The sequence below is a fragment of the Enterococcus sp. 9E7_DIV0242 genome (genome assembly GCF_002140975.2).
Classification (GTDB): domain Bacteria; phylum Bacillota; class Bacilli; order Lactobacillales; family Enterococcaceae; genus Enterococcus_L; species Enterococcus_L clewellii.
The window spans coordinates 1,051,803-1,071,875 of sequence record NZ_CP147247.1 but is presented as its reverse complement, the minus strand read 5'-3'; the positions used below and the strand labels follow the sequence as shown (position 1 = coordinate 1,071,875).

Annotated in this window: 19 protein-coding genes; 12 read left to right on the top strand and 7 right to left on the bottom strand. The window is 41.7% G+C overall.

Translation table 11 applies throughout. The features are described 5' to 3' along the window. Nucleotides 1-98 precede the first annotated feature (98 nt). The 6 genes from A5888_RS05035 to A5888_RS05010 all read left to right on the top strand — a co-directional run bounded on the left by A5888_RS05035 (nt 99) and on the right by A5888_RS05010 (nt 4,839). Complete coding sequence (locus A5888_RS05035; RefSeq protein ID WP_086348108.1) at nt 99-893, top strand: SDR family oxidoreductase; 795 nt, start codon at nt 99-101, stop codon at nt 891-893. A gap of 9 nt (nt 894-902) precedes the next feature. Continuing rightward, on the top strand, nt 903-1,316 hold the full coding sequence (locus A5888_RS05030) for a PTS sugar transporter subunit IIA (protein ID WP_086348107.1): 414 nt from the start codon (nt 903-905) through the stop codon (nt 1,314-1,316). Further along, nucleotides 1,317-1,805: a mannose/fructose/sorbose PTS transporter subunit IIB gene (locus A5888_RS05025; protein WP_086348106.1), complete on the top strand. Its 489-nt coding sequence runs from the start codon at nt 1,317-1,319 to the stop codon at nt 1,803-1,805. A 14-nt stretch (nt 1,806-1,819) separates the two neighbouring features. Then, nucleotides 1,820-2,632, top strand: a complete 813-nt coding sequence (locus A5888_RS05020) for a PTS mannose/fructose/sorbose transporter subunit IIC (protein ID WP_086348105.1) — start codon at nt 1,820-1,822, stop codon at nt 2,630-2,632. An 11-nt stretch (nt 2,633-2,643) separates the two neighbouring features. After that, on the top strand, nt 2,644-3,504 hold the full coding sequence (locus A5888_RS05015) for a mannose/fructose/sorbose PTS transporter subunit IID (protein ID WP_086348104.1): 861 nt from the start codon (nt 2,644-2,646) through the stop codon (nt 3,502-3,504). A gap of 105 nt (nt 3,505-3,609) precedes the next feature. Next, complete coding sequence (locus tag A5888_RS05010) at nt 3,610-4,839, top strand: zinc-binding dehydrogenase (protein ID WP_086348103.1); 1,230 nt, start codon at nt 3,610-3,612, stop codon at nt 4,837-4,839. Between the two features lie 55 nt (nt 4,840-4,894). On the opposite strand, the gene A5888_RS05005 is transcribed toward A5888_RS05010, so the two are convergent. The 3 genes from A5888_RS05005 to A5888_RS04995 form a co-directional block, all read right to left on the bottom strand. Continuing rightward, nucleotides 4,895-5,713: a TPM domain-containing protein gene (locus A5888_RS05005; RefSeq protein WP_086348102.1), complete on the bottom strand. Its 819-nt coding sequence runs from the start codon at nt 5,711-5,713 to the stop codon at nt 4,895-4,897. Beyond that, nucleotides 5,710-6,816 carry an ATP-binding protein gene (locus tag A5888_RS05000; protein WP_086348101.1) on the bottom strand — a complete coding sequence of 369 codons (1,107 nt, stop codon included), beginning with the start codon at nt 6,814-6,816 and terminating at the stop codon, nt 5,710-5,712. Before A5888_RS05000 ends, A5888_RS05005 begins: the two co-directional genes overlap by 4 nt. A gap of 199 nt (nt 6,817-7,015) precedes the next feature. Then, nucleotides 7,016-8,293, bottom strand: coding sequence for an SPFH domain-containing protein (locus A5888_RS04995; RefSeq protein WP_086348100.1), 1,278 nt, complete (start codon nt 8,291-8,293; stop codon nt 7,016-7,018). A 187-nt stretch (nt 8,294-8,480) separates the two neighbouring features. On the opposite strand from A5888_RS04995, the gene tsaB reads away from it, so the two are divergent. The 4 genes from tsaB (at nt 8,481) to tsaD (ending at nt 11,316) form a co-directional block, all read left to right on the top strand. Continuing rightward, nucleotides 8,481-9,206, top strand: a complete 726-nt coding sequence (tsaB, locus tag A5888_RS04990) for a tRNA (adenosine(37)-N6)-threonylcarbamoyltransferase complex dimerization subunit type 1 TsaB (protein ID WP_086348099.1) — start codon at nt 8,481-8,483, stop codon at nt 9,204-9,206. Continuing rightward, nucleotides 9,181-9,738 (top strand): ribosomal protein S18-alanine N-acetyltransferase, encoded by a 558-nt coding sequence (gene rimI / locus A5888_RS04985; protein WP_086348357.1) that lies wholly within the window; start codon nt 9,181-9,183, stop codon nt 9,736-9,738. The genes tsaB and rimI (A5888_RS04985) overlap by 26 nt, the downstream gene beginning before the upstream one ends. After that, on the top strand, nt 9,735-10,181 hold the full coding sequence (gene rimI / locus A5888_RS04980; protein ID WP_086348098.1) for a ribosomal protein S18-alanine N-acetyltransferase: 447 nt from the start codon (nt 9,735-9,737) through the stop codon (nt 10,179-10,181). The genes rimI (A5888_RS04985) and rimI (A5888_RS04980) overlap by 4 nt, the downstream gene beginning before the upstream one ends. Before the next feature lie 115 nt (nt 10,182-10,296). Further along, nucleotides 10,297-11,316, top strand: a complete 1,020-nt coding sequence (gene tsaD, locus A5888_RS04975) for a tRNA (adenosine(37)-N6)-threonylcarbamoyltransferase complex transferase subunit TsaD (protein ID WP_086348097.1) — start codon at nt 10,297-10,299, stop codon at nt 11,314-11,316. Between the two features lie 98 nt (nt 11,317-11,414). Here the strand turns inward: tsaD and A5888_RS04970 are convergent, their stop codons facing one another. The 4 genes from A5888_RS04970 to A5888_RS04955 all read right to left on the bottom strand — a co-directional run bounded on the left by A5888_RS04970 (nt 11,415) and on the right by A5888_RS04955 (nt 16,337). Further along, a complete protein-coding gene (locus A5888_RS04970) occupies nt 11,415-12,407 on the bottom strand; it encodes a LacI family DNA-binding transcriptional regulator (protein ID WP_086348096.1) in 993 nt (330 codons plus the stop codon). Nucleotides 12,408-12,422: 15 nt separating this feature from the next. Beyond that, nucleotides 12,423-13,904 carry a UDP-glucose--hexose-1-phosphate uridylyltransferase gene (galT, locus tag A5888_RS04965; RefSeq protein ID WP_086348095.1) on the bottom strand — a complete coding sequence of 494 codons (1,482 nt, stop codon included), beginning with the start codon at nt 13,902-13,904 and terminating at the stop codon, nt 12,423-12,425. 4 nt (nt 13,905-13,908) lie between these two features. Continuing rightward, complete coding sequence (gene galE / locus A5888_RS04960) at nt 13,909-14,904, bottom strand: UDP-glucose 4-epimerase GalE (protein ID WP_086348094.1); 996 nt, start codon at nt 14,902-14,904, stop codon at nt 13,909-13,911. A 272-nt stretch (nt 14,905-15,176) separates the two neighbouring features. Beyond that, the gene (locus A5888_RS04955) at nt 15,177-16,337 is read right to left on the bottom strand and encodes a galactokinase (RefSeq protein WP_086348093.1); all 1,161 of its coding nucleotides are present in this window, start codon (nt 16,335-16,337) and stop codon (nt 15,177-15,179) included. Nucleotides 16,338-16,569: 232 nt separating this feature from the next. Between A5888_RS04955 and A5888_RS04950 the strand changes: the two genes are divergently transcribed. Beyond that, complete coding sequence (locus A5888_RS04950) at nt 16,570-17,409, top strand: helix-turn-helix domain-containing protein (RefSeq protein ID WP_086348092.1); 840 nt, start codon at nt 16,570-16,572, stop codon at nt 17,407-17,409. Between the two features lie 72 nt (nt 17,410-17,481). Continuing rightward, the gene (locus A5888_RS04945) at nt 17,482-19,767 is read left to right on the top strand and encodes a glycoside hydrolase family 65 protein (protein WP_086348091.1); all 2,286 of its coding nucleotides are present in this window, start codon (nt 17,482-17,484) and stop codon (nt 19,765-19,767) included. Nucleotides 19,768-20,073 lie beyond the last annotated feature (306 nt).

Sequence of the window (20,073 nt, the reverse complement as noted above, 5' to 3'; positions counted from 1 at the left end):
AAAGTTGTTGACATTGTGAAAGCATATACATATAATGAATTTGTGATATCACAAATGTTAATTAGAAATATCAAATGTGAAAAGAGGCTGAATGAGAGATGGATTGGTTGAATATCAAAGATAAAGTGGTAATTGTGACAGGTGCTTCATCAGGCATTGGCGCAGCAGTTGCAGAAGAATTATGTCAGCTTGGTGTATTCGTTGTAAATGGTGACATCAATGAAGGAAAGCTGAAACATCCAAATCTGGATTTTGTTCAAACAGATGTAACATCCAGAGAATCTGTTGAAGGCTTAGTAAATTTTGCTATGAATAAATACGGAAAAATCGATGCTTTGGTAAATAATGCCGGAGTCAATGCGCCTGCTTTATTGGCAGACAAAGAAATCGAGAGTGAGTACGAGCTGACGGATGCACTATTTGAACGAATGACAAATATCAACCAAAAAGGGGTTTATCTGGCTAGCCAGCTCGTTGGAAAAATCATGTTGAAGCAAAAATCCGGTGTAATTATCAATATGTCATCAGAAGCTGGTCTGGAAGGCTCGGAAGGTCAGAGCTGCTATGCCGCTACGAAGGCAGCTGTCAATAGCTTTACTCGATCATGGGCTAAAGAGCTTGGCAAAGAAGGCATACGTGTTGTCGGAATTGCACCGGGAATCATGGAAGAAACGGGACTCAGAACGTTGAACTACGAAACAGCTTTGGCGTACACAAGAGGGAAGACCGTCGAGGATATTCGCAAAGGATATAGCCAAACAAGCACGATTCCGTTAGGTCGAAGTGGTCGACTGACCGAAATTGCTGATGCGGTTGCTTATCTGATTTCTGACAAAGCCAGCTATATCAGCGGTGTCACAATCAATGTTGCCGGTGGAAAAACCAGAGGATAGGAGAAAAAAATGGCTCAAATAATCTTAGTTGCGCATGGATTTTTAGCAATAGAAATGAAAAACTCTCTGGAAATGATCTTTGGGGAAAATAATCGCTTTCATCCTGTTGTATTTGAAAAACAAGATGGATTGGAAAGTCTTGAAAGCAAGTTGAAGTCAACGTTGAATGCTATCGATGAACCTACCTTGATCATGGCCGATCTTTTTTGTGGGACACCCTATAATGCAAGCTGCAGTATTGCTTTAAAAGAAGAGAGAGAGATTCAAGTTATTTCAGGAATGTCGCTGCCCCTTGTCTTAGAAGCAGCCAGTCTCATTGAGACTGAATCAATAAATGAAATCGCATGCAAAATGAAAGAATTGGCAGCACAAACGGTTCAATGCTTCAGTGGAGAATTGATAGAGGAAGAGGAGGAGTTATAAATGGACATCAGATTAGCTAGAATTGATGATCGTCTCATTCATGGACAGGTTGCAACTGTCTGGGCAAAGGAAGCAGGCGCAGAAAGGATCATTGTCGTCAGTAAAGAAGTGAATGAGGATACGATTCGTAAAACATTGGTCAAACAAGCTGCACCGCCGGGAATCAAAGTGAACATTGTCGATGTGGAAAAAGCTGTCAAAGTATATAACAATCCTAAATATGCAACAGACACAGTTTTTTATCTATTTACCAATCCGACAGAGGTTCTTGAAATGGTGCAAGCAGGAGTCCCGTTGCAATCGATCAACATAGGTGGGATGCAGTTCAAAACTGGAAAAGTTCAAATTACGAAAGCAATTTCTGTGAACGATCAAGATATTCGAGCGTTTAAGCAATTAAAGGAACAGGGTGTGGAGCTGGATTGTCGGGTGGTTGCAACGGATTCTAAACTGGATTTCGAAGCAAAGCTCAATGAAGCTGTGGTGTAAAAGGAGGAGCATAAATGGAACTTTCAGTGATTCAGATTATACTGATTTTTATTTTTTCGGCTATTTCAGGTATGGGAAGTGTTTTAGATGAATTTCAAACGCATCGTCCGTTGATTGCTTGTACAGTTATTGGATTGATATTAGGTGATTTGACAACAGGTATTATTCTTGGTGGGACATTGGAGTTAATTGCGTTAGGTTGGATGAATATTGGTGCAGCTCAATCGCCCGATTCGGCCTTGGCCAGTATTATTTCCACGATTCTTGTAGTCGTTGGTCAGCAGGACATTCAAGCCGGGATCGCGATTGCATTGCCGGTTGCAGCAGCTGGTCAAGTACTTACAGTTATTGCTCGAACAATCACGGTCGCGTTTCAGCACGCGGCGGATCGTGAAGCAGAAAAAGCGGCATTCAATAAAATTATTTTCCTTCATTTCAGTGCGTTATTTGTCCAAGCCTTGCGTGTGGCAATTCCGGCTACTATCGTCGCAATGTTTGTTAGTGCAGAAATGGTCAATACGATGCTGTCGATGATTCCAGATGTGGTAACAGGTGGTCTAGCCGTTGCAGGAGGCTTTATCGTTGTAGTCGGTTATGCCATGGTTTTAAATATGATGAGTGTCAAATACTTGATGCCATTTTTCTATCTGGGATTTGTATTAGGTGGTTACTTGGAATTCAGTCTACTTTCATTTGGTGTGGTCGGGTTGATTACAGCGTTGATTTATGTACAGTTGAATCCTAATTTTAAAAAGCAACCACTAGAATCAGAAACAGGAAATCTGGCAACTGCAGGATTTGTAGCAGATGATGAGCTGGATGATTAAGGAGGAGCAAAATGGAGACAGTAAGTACAACAGAAATAGCTGAAAAACAGACACAATCATTGATTACAAAAAAAGACTTGATGACAACCTTCGTTTTTTCAAATTTTCAACAGGCTTCTTTCAACTACGAGCGTATCCATGCCTTGGCATTTTGTGTGGATATGATTCCGACGATCAAAAGAGTTTATAAAACGAAGGAAGAGCAAGCAGAAGCATTGAAGCGTCATTTGACATTTTTCAATACAACACCGGCTGTCTGTGGACCGGTCATTGGTGTAACGATTGCTATGGAAGAAGCAAGAGCCGGTGGTGCGGAAATCGATGACGGTACAATCAATAGTCTAAAGGTCGGTTTGATGGGGCCTTTGGCTGGTGTTGGCGATCCATTGGTTTGGGGGACATTAAGACCGATCGCAGCTGCAGTTGGCGCTTCATTAGCGCTGAATGGCAGTGTTCTTGGCCCGATTTTCTTCTTTGTCGCATTCAATCTGGTTCGTTTGGCGATGAAATGGTTTGGCCTGACCTATGGCTTTAAAAAAGGCTTGGATATTGTTCAGGATTTGTCAGGTAATCTATTACAGAAGCTGACAGAGGGGGCAACGATTTTAGGCTTGTTCATCATGGGAGTATTAGTTACGAAATGGACGACGATCAATGTTCCGCTAGTCGTTTCTGAAACACCGGGAGCGGATGGTGCAACGGTTATCACCACGGTTCAAAATATTTTGGATGATTTGGTTCCGGGCTTGTTGGCGCTTGGTTTGACTTTGTTGATGATGAAGCTGTTGAAGAAGAAGGTTAGTCCGATTCTGTTGATTTTCATTCTATTTGCGGTAGGGATTGCCGGCTATGGTCTGGGAATTTTTCAGTAAAAATAGCTTAAGGGCATGATGCAATCGTGAAAGAAAGAGTTGCTACTGAAAGAGCAATGATCAGTAATCGGCTTTGATAAATTAGAAAAGGGGATACAGAAAATCATGAAGACAAAAGCTGTTCGATTATACGGGAAAAAGGATTTACGATTGGAAGAGTTTGAGCTTCCTACAATCAAGGAGGACGAGATTTTAGCCTCTGTTATTACAGATAGTATTTGTATGTCCACGTGGAAGCTGGCAAATCAAGGGGCGGATCATAAAAAAGCACCGAATGACCTTGCGGATAATCCGATTATTGTTGGACATGAGTTTTGTGGAGAAATCCTTGAAGTTGGTGCTAAATGGCAGGACAAATTTAAGGTAGGGGAGAAATATGTCGTTCAGGCAAATTTACAGCTGACGGATCGACCAGACTGTCCAGGTTATTCCTATGCTTATACAGGGGGAGATGCCACGTATATCATTTTATCCAAAGACGTGATGGAGCAAGATTGCTTGATTCCCTACAATGGGGAAACTTATTTTGAAGGGTCATTGATCGAGCCGCTTTCTTGTGTGATCGGTGCCTTTGAGGCAAATTTTCATCTAATAGAAAACAGCTATGAACATGAAATGGGCATCAAAGAGGATGGGGCTTTACTGATTATGGGGGGCACAGGGCCTATGGGCTTGCTGGCTATTGATTATGCGCTTCATGGTGAACGGAAACCGAAAAAAATTGTCGTAACAGATGTCAACGAAGACAAGCTGCGCCGTGCAGAAACATTATATCCAAGCCAAAATGGTATTGAAGTTTTGTATATCAACGTAAAGGATGAAGCGAACCAAGTGGAACGTCTGCAAAAAGCAATTGATGGCAAATTTGATGATATTTTCGTCATGATCCCTGTTGCGCAAGTATTGACAGACGCTTCAGCATTATTGAATCCTGATGGCTGCTTAAACTTTTTCGCGGGACCGCAAGACAAAGAATTTTCGGCACCTGTTAATTTTTACGATCTGCATTATTCCTTCACACATTATGTAGGAACCTCCGGTGGCAACACAGAAGATATGAGAAAAGCCGTTGCTCTTATTGAGAGTAAGAAAGTACATGTTGCCAATGTTGTCACACATATTTTAGGGCTGAATGCTGTAGGAGAAACAACGTTGAAACAGCCTGAAATCGGTGGCGGGAAGAAGCTGGTTTATACACATAAAGAGTTTGAAAGAACTGAGTTGAATGACTTGACTCAACTAAATAAAGAATTGGCGGAAATCGTCAGCAAGACCGATGGCATCTGGTCAAAAGAAGCCGAGGACTATGTATTGACCAACTTTCCGGAAATTTAAAAAACAGCGTTTGGGCCAGAAGCTCAAACGCTGTTTTTGACTAAGGAAAAGTTGCTTAAAATCCTCGACCACTACTGCTGAATGTTCCACCGCCGGTCGTGTGAGTAGTACTTCCGCCGCTTCCGCCGCCAGAACCTCCACCGCCGGAATTATTTCTTGGAATGTGTCTGGTCGTGACAAAGGAATTAACAAAACGATCTTCTTTCTCAGTTAATTGCAAGGAAGATTTTTCATATACTGGGTAGTTATATCCACCACCAAATTTCAATTTATACCTTGAAATGGAGAAGAGGACGAATCCACCAGCAATTAATGCTGCTCCAACAATAGAAAGAATGATCTCACCAGTAGTCAGTGACTTGTAATAAGTTATCTTTCCAGTTTCTGAATCAATCCGATAATGGCCTTTTGGTACACCTTTATCAAAGAATGTGCTGACGCTAGTCAGATAGCTATCCGCCGCACCGAAATAATTTTGATCGCTCATAAAGTATTCAATATCATCTAATGCACTCTCTGTTCGCTTATCATTCAGGTAATCGATCATATTTCCGGATCTGGAAATGACGAACTCGCGATTGTTCATATCAATATAGAAAATGATCCCATTCTCATCTTTACCAATGGTGTCTAATAAATAATAATCTGCAAATTTATACGGATCTTTGTCACTGTTATCTGTTGTGACAATGAAGACCTGCGCTTTTGATTTCTTCTCAATTACAGCTGCTTTTTCGTTCAATTGCTGAATCTCACTTGAAGAAAACAACCCGGCTTGATCATCTACAGTGTTGTCTGAAGCATAAGCTAGAGAAGGGAGAGCGAAAAGAAAGCTAAACAAAGCAATGGCTAATAAGGCATATCGTTTTCTCATACCATGTATCCCCCAATCAAGAAGAGAACCAGAAGTACGGCAAAAATGATGCCGCCCATCATTCCCAGACGTTTATAACTAATCGGCAGTTCGCCATTGACCTTACCGCTTTGCCCATTCATCGCGTAATAGTAGACTTTATCATCGCCGGAACGATTATTGTAAGTCACCAGCCAAATTGGCAATAACACATAGTTTGGCTTTTGTCCATCTATCGTAATGTTTGCTCGAACCTTAGAAAGACTGGTGTATCCAGTTGCAGAGTTTTCCAGCAAGGATTGGGAGTAGTTCTTAAGTTCCTGTTGTACTTCATTTTTCAAGGCTTCAAACTCAATATCTCGTTTTTCTGCTTGGAAGCCTGCCAGATATTGGGATTTGAAATCAACTGCTTTGTCCATAGCAAAAGGTTGAACCCCTTCAACCATTTTTTGCTGAACGTTTTTAGACAGGGCATTTTTGATCAGTTCTTTAAAGGAAATTTTTCCCTTGCGACGAACAGCATATTGCTTGGTTTCTGTATACTCAGTATCACCAGTTCGCCAAACACGAAGCGTCACGCCTTCAGCATCCATCTCACCACTAACTTCTGAATCAACAGACCAGTAAGGAAAGTAAACACCTGTCAACTTCTCGATTTGGGCTTTATTGAAAAAGTCTTTTGGAATGAACCATTTCTTCTTGGTCCAAGCGAGAAACTGTTTGACTGCTTCTTCTTTTTCGATCGCAAAAGGAAGAACTTTGTCTGGTAAAAATTTGCCGCTGATCCTGCCTGATAGAACCACAGGGTTGTGACAGAAATAACAGTAGGTTGCTGCGGTTGTTGCGTCAGTTACGATTTCTGCACCACAGCTTGAGCAGAGGAAAACCTCCATCTCGCCGGAAGCGGATTGTTCTATTGTACTTTCTTGCATAGTTTCTTCAGTCGCTGTAGTGGGTTGAGGCTCTTCTTGTAAATGCGCTTCTTTCTGAGCTTGAGCGAAAGCAGTTAGCTGCTCCTCTGAAAAGATGCTCAAGCAGTATTCGCAATGAAACTTCTGATCTTTAGGATCAAAGTGAAGAGGGCCGCTACAATTGGGACATTTGTGTGTAAAGGTACTATCCATCTTTTTATTTTTCTCCTTCTATTAAATGGGAAAAGAACAGTCACGATAAAAAAATAGAAACAAGTATGAACGGTTCACACGTACCAATAAACAGAGTGTGGACAGTAGGTACTTGGTTTCTTCAAGAGCGCTGCTCTTATTCATTCAGAAAATCAATAAGAGCAAGCGGTCTGACTTTTCTTTTCAGTTGTTTTAGTGGTTATAAAGGAACACCTTGGAATGGTTTGCCGCAATTTGGACAGAATTTAGGGATGCCGTTAGATAGGTCAACGACTTCACCGCAATCTGCACATTTCATTTCCAGTTTTGGCTTGTTTTCTTCTGGCTTAGATGTTCCGCAGTTTGAACAGAACTTACCGTGATTCTCTGTGCCACATTGCGGGCATTTCCAACCGTCCTCACTGCCAGCACCAGCAGTTTGATTTTGCTGTGCTTGTTGTTGCTGCATCTGCTGCTGGTTCGTCTGTGATGCTTGTCCGAAGAAGTTGCCGCTGGTATTCATGCCCATACCAACACCCATAAATCCAGCTGTTGCACCACCTGGGTTTTTACCAGCTTCTTCCATTCCACGTGCCATAGCACCTTGGACATAGCCTTCACGTACGCTAGGGTCGCCAAGCATAGCGCCTTGGTTTCTCATATTGATCAGCTTCGTTGAATCATCTGTATAAGAAATGCTGGCAACTGCCGCTGAGACGATTTCGATTCCTCGTAAAGAGCGCCAGCTGTCATCCAACACATTTGATAGATAGCTGCTTAACTCCATACTTTTTGATGGAACATAAGAAATTCGTTCGCCATCGGCAGACATTTTATTTATTGAAGCCTGTAATGCGGTCAGAAATTCTGCCAAATATTGCTCATTGATATCATTCATATCGACCTGATTTTTGTCACGTGGAACAGCGTTTGTAAAGAATAGTAATGGATCAGTTATTTTTACAGAATAGGTTCCGTGTGCTCTAAGAAATAGCTCGGCATTATAAAAATTATCAAAATAGTTGATTGGAGTAGCTGTGCCAAATTTGAGCCCTTTGATTTCCTGCAAATTGATATAGAAAACCTGTTGCTTTTGAGGCGTTGTTCCGCTGAATTTGACCCGATTGAAGGTTTCAGCAACTGCATCTTTCAGACTACCATTGAACAGAGAGGGAGCAGAGTCATTTTTGACTGTATAGTATCCTTCTTCTGCTGAATAATCGATGATTTTCCCACCATCAACAAGAATCATCATCATGTTCGGATAGACGTGAATAACAGAACCATCTGTAATCACATCAGTTGTAGACTTTTTATTTGAACCGCGTTTGTCGTCTCTCTTAACAAAAACCCCTTTAGTCATCACTGTTGTAGCTGACATTTCCTCAGGTTCGATGACCTCGATCCACTGATCTGCCAAGCCTCCAGATACAGAATCTATCGCTGCCCGACCAATTCCACCAGTCACAGCGCCTAAAGCTGATTTGATAATACCCATTTTATTTCCTCCTTTAAATGAATGTAATCGTATTATACCATAGGTTTTTATAGGAAGAATAATACTTTGGTAGGAAATTAAGGATGGAAACTACCCTAGGAAGAGAATAAACGATTTTCGGTTTTTACCTTGGCATGAAAATGTGCTACAATAAGTCGACAAAAGAAAGGGAAAGGCTGGTTTTTTTGTGCGCATTTTAGCTATCGATACCTCCAATCAGACATTATCTGTGGCTGTTATGGAAGAAAATAGAATTCTTGGAGAATATACAAGTACAACAAAGAAAAATCATAGTATGACATTGATGCCTGCCGTTACAGAGTTGATGAAAGCAAGTCAGTTGAAACCGACCGACTTGGATCGAATCGTCGTTGCTCAGGGGCCGGGCTCATATACAGGACTTAGAATTGGCGTGACAACAGCAAAGACACTTGCTTATACGCTCAAAAAGGAGCTTGTAGGGGTATCTAGTCTGCTGACATTGGCTGCCGGATGTGTAAATGTAGAGAGTTTGATCGTTCCGCTGTTTGATGCGCGTAGAAATAATGTGTATACGGGCGCCTATCACTATAATACAGACCAAAAGCAATGGGAGACAATCGTTTCAGATCATCATACTTCAATGGAGGTGTGGCTTGATCGTTTAATGGCGTATCCTTCTATTTATTTTGTAGGCGAGGATGTTGAAAAATTCCGAGCATTGATTGAAGAAAAATTACCGAATGCAGTGATCAATGAACAACCACAATGGCAGATTCCATCTGGTGCTGTATTAGCTCAATTAGGCGCAGTTGGTACACCTGAAAAAGAGATTCATTCGTTTCTCCCTCATTATTTAAAAAGAGTGGAGGCAGAAGAGAACTGGCTAAAAGAACATGCTTTGGGAGATGAAAACTACGTTGAAAAAATTTGATTCTATCCGGAAATTATTTGGGAAAAAGAAAAAGTGGACCAGTTATACAGAGCGATCCGTTACCATTGACAATGATGCGTATGTTTTGAGAGAAATCACACCAGATGATATTAAAGATTTATTGTCTATTGAACGAGAGGTGTACGAGGGTGAATTACCTTGGACCAGATCGGCATTTTTATCAGAGCTCAGCTCTAAAAATCCGCATTTGTATATCCTTGCTGAAAAGGAAGGGCAGACGATTGGATTTATTGGTTGTCGAGTCATTGACTTCGACGGACACATCACAAATGTTGCTGTTGCAGCAAAAGGACAAGGAAAAGGACTCGGGACATACCTTTTAAATGAAGCCTTTGAATTTTCTGAAAGCCATAATTGTACGAGAGTATCGCTGGAGGTTCGCTTGAGCAACAAACATGCACAGAGTGTGTATCGAAAAGCCGGCTTTATTTCCAGCAAAATCACCCAAGCGTATTATGATGATGGGGAAGATGCATTGGAAATGATCAAACTTTTGGATGACGATCAATGATAAACGAGCTGAATAAGCAAGATGCTGGCTGGGCAGAGAAGCTGTGGCAAATTAGTGAACGAAGCTATTTGCATGGATCGCCGTGGTCGTTGGAGCAGTTCAGACAAGATATCGTTCAGGAGAATAGTCACTACCTGACTTTTATGAGGGAGAATCATTGGCTTGGTTTTATCAGCTATTATCAGGTGTTAGATGAACTGGACATCTCTCATATTGTGATTGATAAGGACAGTCAACAGTATGGATATGGGCGACAGATGTTGGAAGAAGCAATCAATTACTGGCGTAAAAAGGAGTTTGTACGACTGCTTTTGGAGGTACGTGAATCGAATCAGGGCGCTCGAACCTTGTATGAAAAATTAGGTTTCCAATGTATTCATAAACGAAAAAAGTACTACCATCATCCGCAGGAGGATGGTTGGGTGATGGAACTGATTTTATAAAATGAAGAAAGCTTAGTTGGCTGACTAACAGCTTGAAAAAGTAGTTATTGATAGAGCAACTAGCGCTATGAAAAAGACTTATTTATATCGATAATGAAAGGATTGACTCGCTAATATGGAAAAAGAAAATGAACTGCTGTTGGCTATTGAAAGCAGCTGTGATGAAACGAGTGTTGCAGTGATACGAAATGGCAGTGAGATCCTTTCAAACATCATTGCTTCTCAAATCAAGAGTCATCGTCGATTTGGCGGCGTGGTCCCTGAAGTGGCCAGTCGGCATCATGTGGAGCAAATCACTCTGTGTATCGAAGAGGCTTTACAGGAAGCAAATGTCAGTGCTGATGCGCTTTCGGCAGTAGCAGTAACCTATGGGCCGGGACTGGTTGGGGCCTTGCTGATCGGGGTTTCAGCTGCCAAAGCTTTTGCTTGGGCGCACGATTTACCATTGATTCCGGTGAATCATATGGCCGGACATATTTATGCGGCACGTTTGGTTGCGCCGCTGGAATTTCCTTTAATGGCCCTTTTGGTAAGTGGAGGGCATACGGAGCTCGTTTATATGAAAGAGGATGGCTCCTACCAGATCATTGGAGAAACTCGTGACGATGCGGCAGGTGAAGCATACGATAAGGTTGGTCGAGTATTAGGACTTGCGTACCCAAGTGGAAAAGAAATCGATGAATTGGCTCATCTCGGACAAGATACGTTCCATTTCCCTCGAGCGATGATGAAAGAAGAGAATTATGATTTCAGTTTCAGCGGCTTGAAAAGTTCATTTATCAACACTGTTCATAATGCTGAGCAGCGTGAGGAACTGTTGGATAAAAAAGATTTGGCAGCGAGCTTTCAGGCGAGTGTGATCGATGTACTGACTGCTAAAACACTGCGAGCATGTCGGGAATATCCTGTGAAGCAATTGATTGTTGCTGGTGGGGTCGCAGCGAATAGAGGGTTGAGGGACGCCTTGGCGAAGATGGTTTCTGAGGAATTACCAGAGGTTCAGTTGATTATTCCTCCGCTGAAATTATGTGGAGACAATGCGGCCATGATCGGTGCAGCCGCACACATTGAGCTGCAGAAGGGACGGACAGCTGATTACTATCTGAATGCCGTACCGGGATTAAGCTTTGAATGAAAAGATACAAGAGAGACACGCTGATTTTTTGACTCAATCAGCGTGTCTTTTTTTGTATTTTTATTTCAGAGTTAAAAGCTAGTCATTTTCTAGGTGTGTCAGCGGATTCTCTTAGTTGATGACCGATTGATCAGCTCTGTTGCGAGCATGATTTTTCGAGGAACAGGGGCTTCTTCTTTGATTAATTCTGCCACTGTACTGACCGCCAGTTCCCCCATCCATTCGGTGTAGACCTTGATTGTTGATAGTGGGGGAGAGACATATTTGGCAACACTGACATCATTAAAGCCGATGATAGATAAATCATTGGGAATTTGAATGCCTCGCTCTTGTAATGCACGCATCGCACCGATCGCCAGTGCATCGCTGGAAGCAAAAAGCGCATCAGGAAGAGGGTGTCCGCTATCAAGAAAGTTCAACATTTCTTGATAGCCACTTTCAACAGAAAAAGGAGCCTTGATAACAAATTCTTCATTAAAAAGTTTCATTTCAGTCATTTTCTGCTTGAATAGGTCGTAACGAGGATCGGCTAAAGGTTGTTCTGATCCCTTCGTGTGTTCGACCCCTGTGAGAATACCGATCTGCTGGTGGCCCTCTTTCAAAAGCTGTTCTAAAACGAGGTCAACACTTTGAGAAAAATCAATAACTAAGGAATCGAATCCAACGGCAGAGGCATCAAAATCAGTGAAAAGTAGTTTTCCTTTGAGTTTGCTAAGGGACTCGATTTGTTTTTGATCAAATTTTCCTAAAGCAATCGTTCCATCTGCCGCTTTGTCTGTCAGTTGATCTAGCGGCTCTTTGAATAATGTATAGCCAAGCTCTTCTGCTTTATGCTCAATCCCAAGACGAATGGACAGGTAATAGATATCTGCCAGCTCTTCTTGATCATTGAACCATTGAACCAGTCGGATTGTTTGTTTCTCGAGTGGCTGGTTCTTTTTAAACTTCGTATAGTTCAGCTCTTCGGCGGTTTCAAAGATTTTTTTCTTTGTCTCATCTCCTACGGATAGCTCCTGATCATAATTTAATACACGAGAGACTGTGGCCGGAGAGACGCCTGCGAGTTGGGCAATATCTTTGATCGTAGCGATAAGCTTCGCCCCCTTTTACTGTAAGTAATCAATAAATCGTTGAAATGCTTGCTGTCCTTGCGTATCTCGTTTGAAGACACCAGCATCTACCAATACCCGTTCAAACACTTTTCCGACAGCCTCGTGAATGATTGTTGAAACAGTTTCTTCAGTGATCGGCTGTGTTGCTTTTAGCTGCTCCGCCCATTCTTTGTGGTGATCAGCCATATCATGCTCTTGGTCTAACAAAAACTGTTCAACCTCTTTTAGCTCATTGGCCAATCGAGGAGGCAGTACAGCAAGACCCATCACTTCAATCAATCCAATGTTTTCTTTTTTGATGTGGTGGACATCTTTATGAGGATGGAAAATACCATCCGGATATTCCTCTGAGGTATTGTTATCACGCAACACCAAATCAAGTTCAAACAGCTCACCGTTCCGACGCGCGATAGGTGTGACTGTGTGGTGCGGTGTGCCATCCTCTGAGTAGGCACTGACCTGAACCGTTTCATCAGAATAATTCCGCCATTTATCTAAGATCAAATCTGCTGCTTCAGTCAGTTCATCCACACGTGTTCCTTGTAAGCGAATGACGGACATCGGCCATTTGACGATACCGGCACGAATCGTTTCGAATCCGTTTAGTACAAAGGGGGCTTCAATTTCAGCTTCAGCCATAGCGAAGGTATGACGTCCCCCCTGATAATGGTCATGAGAAAGGATCGAACCGCCAACGATTGGTAAATCCGCGTTTGAACCAACGAAATAGTGAGGGAGAACCTCAGTAATGTTCAGCAATCGTTGAAATGTCTCTTTTGAGATTTTCATCGGGCGATGTTCTTCGGATAAGATGATGGCATGCTCATTGTAGTAAGCATAGGGAGAGTATTGGAATCCCCAAGGCTCACCATTGACAGACATCCGAATGATTCGATGATTCGTTCGAGCTGGATGATTGATTCGCCCTCTATAGCCTTCATTTTCCATGCAGAGAAGACATTTCGGATAGTCGACCGAAAGGCTATTTCTTTCTGCTGCAATCTGTTTAGGATCTTTCTCAGGTCTGGAAAGATTGATCGTAATTTCTAAAGTCCCATAATCACTTTCGGTCGGAAATACGATATTTTGTGCGATTGCCTTCGTTTTGATATAGTTGTTATTTTTGCATAATTGATAAAAGTAATCGGTTGCCGCTGTAGGACTGTCGCTATAAAGCTGGTAAAACTGTTCGTTGACAGCTGATGGAGAGGGCGTCAGTAAATCTGTTAATTGTGCCTCTAATATATCATAATCTGCTTGTAGAGAGCCAATGACGTTGTTGTCCTTTGCTTGTGTCATCAGCGCATCAATGAGGTCAAGCCCGGCAACAGTATCATGCTGCTCTGTAGAATCAAGGGCATCTTCTCCGATCATCCCGAGTATCCTGTTTTCCAAGTATACGCGGTCTAATTCTTTCCAGCCGCCGCTTTTAATAGCCAAATCAGCAAAAGCTTTGATTGTCTGACTGATTGACATGGTTTCACTCCTGTTCTTGATAGCCGTTAGGATGACTTGTATGCCAGTTCCAGGCTGTTTCGATGATTTCTTTGATATTTGTATAACGAGGTTGCCATTTTAATATTTCTGCCGCCTTTGCACTGGAAGCAACAAGTGTACTTGGGTCACCGGCACGTCGTGGAGCGATGACTGCGGGGATTTCTTTTCCTGTAACTTCACGAGCCGCATCTAGCATTTCTTTCACGGAAAACCCTTGACTGCTTCCGAGGTTGAAAACATTACTTTCATTTCCAGCAGCCAGATATTCTAATGCCAGAATATGGGCAGCGATCAAATCCTCTACATGAACATAGTCTCGAATGCACGTACCGTCCGGTGTCTCGTAGTCATCACCAAAGATAGACAGCTGTTCCCGTTGGCCTAAAGCAACTTGAAGAATAATTGGCACTAGGTGTGTTTCCGGTGTATGGTCTTCGCCGATTGATGCATCAGCGGCAGCTCCAGCTACGTTGAAGTAGCGCAAAGCAACATAGTGCATATCATAGGCATTATCACACCACTTCATCATTTTTTCCATAATCAGCTTACTTTCGCCGTAAGGATTTTTGGGATTGGTCGGAAAGCTTTCATCGATTGGTGATTTATCAGGCTCTCCATAGGTTGCGGCAGTGCTGGAGAAAACGATTTTTTTGACATTATATGCTTCCATGACCTCTAAAAGAATTTCCATCCCATAGACATTATTATTGAAATATTTCAGTGGTTTTTCTACTGATTCTCCGACTAATGAGCTAGCAGCAAAATGAATCACGCTGTCGATGGCTTCTTTTTTGAAGACACGTTCCATAAATACTTTATCTCGGATGTCTCCCTCGTAAAATACAGCATCAGGGTGTACTGCTTTTCTATGTCCGGTCAACAGATTATCAATAACGACAACTCTGTATTTTTTTTCAATCAACTGACGTACGGCATGGGAACCAATGTATCCGGCACCGCCTAAAACTAAAACAGTCATGTTTTTTCCTCCTACACATTCATTTTATAGTTATTGTTTGGGGCTGAGACATTAGTATGCCTCAGCCCTTTTAAACCGAATAAACGGTGTTCCAGAAGCAGCTTTTTCGACAATAAGTCGAAAATTCGCAAAAATTTATGGGACAATTTTCGGAATTTCCGCCTTATTGCTTGAAGCTGACCACTTCTGTCACAACCTCATCTACTAAAAGAAGAGCGTAACTTGTCTTCGGTAGATGTAATTAAAGGTTATTTAATTAGTGTATCATAGAATTATAGCTTTCTCGCCCCATCATCAATATGTGCTTTATAGAAGTCTGCGGCATAGCCTATCGCGTCTTGGTACTCTTTTCCAACGGTGTCTATAAAGGTATCCAATGCATCTTCTTTTACTAACGCAATCGCACAGCCACCAAAACCGGCACCAGTCATACGCGCGCCAAGAACACCTGGTTGTTTTTGAGCAGCTTCGACCAACTTGTCCAATTCAATACCTGTTACCTCGTAATCCATTTGAAGGGATCGATGGGAATCATTCAATAATTGACCGAAAGCTGTCAAATCACCATTTTGCAAGGCTTTTTTCGCTTTCATCGTTCGTTGGTTTTCAGTCACGGCATGTCTTGCCCGTTTGATCAAAGTCTCATCAGCAATCAACTGTAGATTTTCTTCAAAGGTTGCTTCATCCAATTCGCCAAGAGAATGGATGTCTAACTGTGTTTGCAAGCGGCGTAAAGCTTCTTCGCATTCCGCTCGTCGCTCGTTATATTTGGAATCTGCCAGTTCTCTTCGTTTGTTGGTATTCATGATAGCAACCACATAATCACCAAAAACAGCAGGTATCAGTTCATATTTTAATGTATTGGTATCTAGTAATATTGCTTGGTCCTTTTTCCCCATACCAATAGCAAACTGATCCATAATACCTGAATTGACACCAATAAACTCATTTTCAACACGCTTTCCGGTTTTTACAAGCGTCAGCATATCTACATCTAAATCAAACAAATCTTTTAAAATCACTCCGGTCAATAATTCAATGGAAGCAGAAGAGGAGAGTCCGGCACCGTTAGGGATTGTTCCATAAAATAGAATATTCATACCATGATCGATCGGCAATCCTTGTTCGAGCAGATAACGAATCATGCCTTTGGGATAGTTCGTCCAATCATGTTCTTTTTGGTAAGATAAATCATCCAGATCAAATTCGATGATGCCCAATGCTGCAAAATTTTCAGAATAAAGGCGAATCTTGCGATCGTCTCTTTTTTCAGCGATACCATAAGTGCCAATTGTGATCGCTGCTGGAAAAACATGGCCACCATTGTAATCGGTGTGCTCACCAATTAAGTTGATCCGTCCGGGAGCGAAGTATGCCTGTCCATTTTCTGAGCCGAATTGTGTTGTATAGTTTTGCTGCAGCTGTGCTTCCATAAAAAAACCTCCAGTAAATTATTTAGTAAATATATTGTAAAACATTTACTGAATGATTTCAAGTGGAAAAGGAAGCGTTTTAAATTGTGCAAGATAAAAGTAAGGATGACTCAATTTTTAAGCATACAGATCGGCTTACTCGCTTCAAAAAATTTAGAGATATAAAACATTTTTCAATCAAATAAGTTATACTTATTAAGAGAATTGGAATGATAGATCAAGAGGTGAAAAAATGGCGATCCATGAATATGTTCAGAGTGACAACCCTCTGCTGCCGATAAAAATATGGAACCAACAGCTCAATGGACCAGAACTAACTTCGCCCGTCCACTGGCACCGAAGCGTGGAAATCTTATTTGTGGCGTCAGGAAGAGTTGGTCTTGAAGTAGAAGGACACAAACAGGTGATGGAAAAAGGGGATCTAACAGTGATTAATAGTAGGGAAATCCACCAGATATTTGCTGTTGCATCAAATGACGAAATGAATGGAATTACCTTGCTGATTCCTTCTGATTTCATTCAAGCATGGTTCCCGGAGCATGATAAAGGAAAATTCGATCCAGTTTTGGTTCAGAAAAATAAAGCTGAGTTGATAGGCTACATAACAGAAATAGGTCGTCTTTATGAACAGAAAGAGGTCTATCATGAGGCGGAAATCGTGTCATTGCTACTTAAGCTACTCATGCAACTCTATCGGGAGACACGTGTATCGGTGGAAGAAGAAACACGACTATTTGAGATTAAGGAACGGTTGTCAACGGTACTGGACTTGATTGAGCAATCGTATCAACAACCACTAACACTAGAACAGGCTGCTGCGACAGCTGGATATTCGGTGTCTTATTTTTCTAAGCTCTTTACTATGACGATGAAAAGAAGTTTTTATCAATATTTACTTGATTTTCGTTTGAGAAAATCGATCAATGAGCTTCAATTAACGGATAAAACAGTCACTGATATTGCAATTGATAATGGGTTTACCAGTATTCATTCATATATTCATAGTTTTAAAAAATCCTATCAAATGACTCCAAAGGAATATCAAATGAAGAGAAGAAATCGACATAAATAGAAGAAGATTTAGAAAGAAATCGAAGGCTGGCTAATGGTACACTGAAACCAAAGAAGAGAGAGGTGTACAGAAATGAGTAAGCAAATGATCAAGAAGGATTTTCCTCTAACCAACGAGGAGTTGAGACTTCAAGAAACCCTTTTTCATACAGCCAACGGCTATATTGGCGTTCGTGGTAATTTCGAAGAGGGCTATCCAATGGACTATATTTCCAGCCGAGGGCAATATATCAATGGTGTTTATGATGTTGCAGAAATGAAACAGGCCGAACAGCTGTATGGATTTCCTAACAAGAAAGAGGTCATCTTGAATGTGGCTGATACTCAGAGCGTGCATCTGTACCTTGATGGTGAAGAAGTGACTGCTTTCAGCCAAGGTGTTCGTGAGATGTGCCGTGTATTGGACATGGAAAAAGGAACTGCTTCGCGTCAATTTATCTGGAAGAATGAGCAAGGCAAGGAAGTGACTGTCAGCTATCGTAGAATGACATCCTTTGTGTTGCTGCCATTGTTTACGATAGAGATAAAGATAACCTCCCATGATTTTGAAGGAACTCTCTCTATTGTGTCTGAGCACCATGGGACAGCACATAATTTTGTGAACCCTGATGACCCGAGGATGGCTGCGGAAACCGAGGACTATTTATCTGTTGCAGAGACGATTTATGAAGAAGAACAGGCCGTTTCCAAAATCACTGCTGTGACAAAAACATCAAACCTCGCAGTTCAAACACTCGTTTTTCATGAAGCCTCCCCTCAGTTAGAACTAGGAGCAGTTGAAGAAAGTGAAAGTATCTCTGTTGTCTATGATGGTCAAATAAAGTCGGGGGAAACAGCGAGTATAATCAAATACAGCCTCTTCATAGATTCAAGAAGATATGAGTTGGAAAAGGCTGGTGCTGATCTGCTGGCTAAGGTTCGCGAAAAAACGTTGATGGAGTGGTATCGAGTACAAGAAGAGTATCTACAAAAATTCTGGCAGCGGGCCGAGCTATCCGTTGGCGGCGATCCGCTACTCAATGAATCGCTAAACTATAGCCTGTACAGTTTGATTCAGTCAGCTGGAAAAGATGGTATTTCTAATATTGCAGCGAAGGGATTGAGTGGAGAAGGATACGAAGGCCATTACTTTTGGGATACGGAAATCTATATGATGCCCTTTTTTACCTTAACCTATCCTGAAATTGCCAGCAAATTGATTGAATTTCGCTATATGATTTTGGATAAAGCTCGTGAAAATGCACGAACATTAGGACATAAACAAGGTGCACTATTCCCGTGGCGGACCATTTCCGGAACAGAGTCCTCCGGGTATTATCCTTCAGGAACAGCCCAATACCATATCAATAGCGACATTGCCTATTCAATCATCCAGTATTATCATGCGACGGGAGATATCGACTGCTTGTTGAACTATGGTGGTGAAATTCTGATTGAAACTAGTCGTCTTTGGCTAGATGTTGGGCATTATGAAGGAACACGATTCGTTCTTAACTGCATGACGGGACCAGATGAATATACATGTGTGGTCAATAATAATTACTACACCAACCAGTCTGTTCAATACCAATTGCGTTGGCTGGTAAAACTCTACCCATTGTTAAAAGAAAAAAATGCGCTATTTATTGAACAGCTTGGCGTGACAGATGAGGAAATGACCGCCTATCAAGCAGCAGCGGATGCAATGTATCTACCCTATTCAGATGAACTGCAGATCCATGCACAGGATGACAGTTTCTTGGAAAAACCGATTTTACCAATCGAAGAATTACCAAAAGAAAAATTTCCATTATTGTTACATTATCATCCGCTCTATTTGTACAGACACCAAGTGTGTAAACAGGCAGATTTAGTACTGGCTTATTTTCTGCACGATCAAGCATTTGATGAAGAGGCACTCAAACGAGGCTACGCCTATTACGAAAAACGTACGACACATGATTCTTCTTTGTCCTCCTGTATATTTAGTATTGTAGCGAATCAGATCGGAGAGGTAGAGAAGGCCTATCACTATTTCGACGAATCATCCAAAATAGATATCACAAATTCCCACCACAATACGCAGGATGGCATTCATGCCGCCAATATGGGTGGTACGTATTTAGGCCTGGTCTTTGGTTTTGCCGGATTGCGGATTCGAGAAGACTTTCTGGAGCTGACACCGCGCTTGCCGGAAAAATGGAGTAATTGTCATTTCTCAGTTATGTATCAAGGCAGTTTGTTGCATATTACGATTGATAAAGAAAGAATCTGTCTTTCTCTGGAAGAAGGAGCAGCTGTAGATGTTACCGTTTATGGGCAGCAGGGGATTGTATCGTCAGAAAATGAGTGGGAGATCCCGTATAGAAAAGAGCAGTAGTATTTTTCTATCTGTTCACTGGATTTGTTTTTAGCTTATTGCTTTAGCCGCAACTATAGAGAAAATCTATAAGTAGTCTATTGGTGCGACTTTCTTGAAACAGGTTATACCTCCTAGTGAGCACTTTTTATATTACAATGAAGTGAGGAAAATGAAATAATTACAGAATCACTAGTCAAACCAGAAAAATTTTGATATACTCACGAAAGATAGATAAGTAATACGCAAAGAGAGTACCGTACTTAAAATCATCGTAGCGATTTCGGGAGGGTGGAAGCCGAAAATGATTGAGTAGAGGGAAGCGCA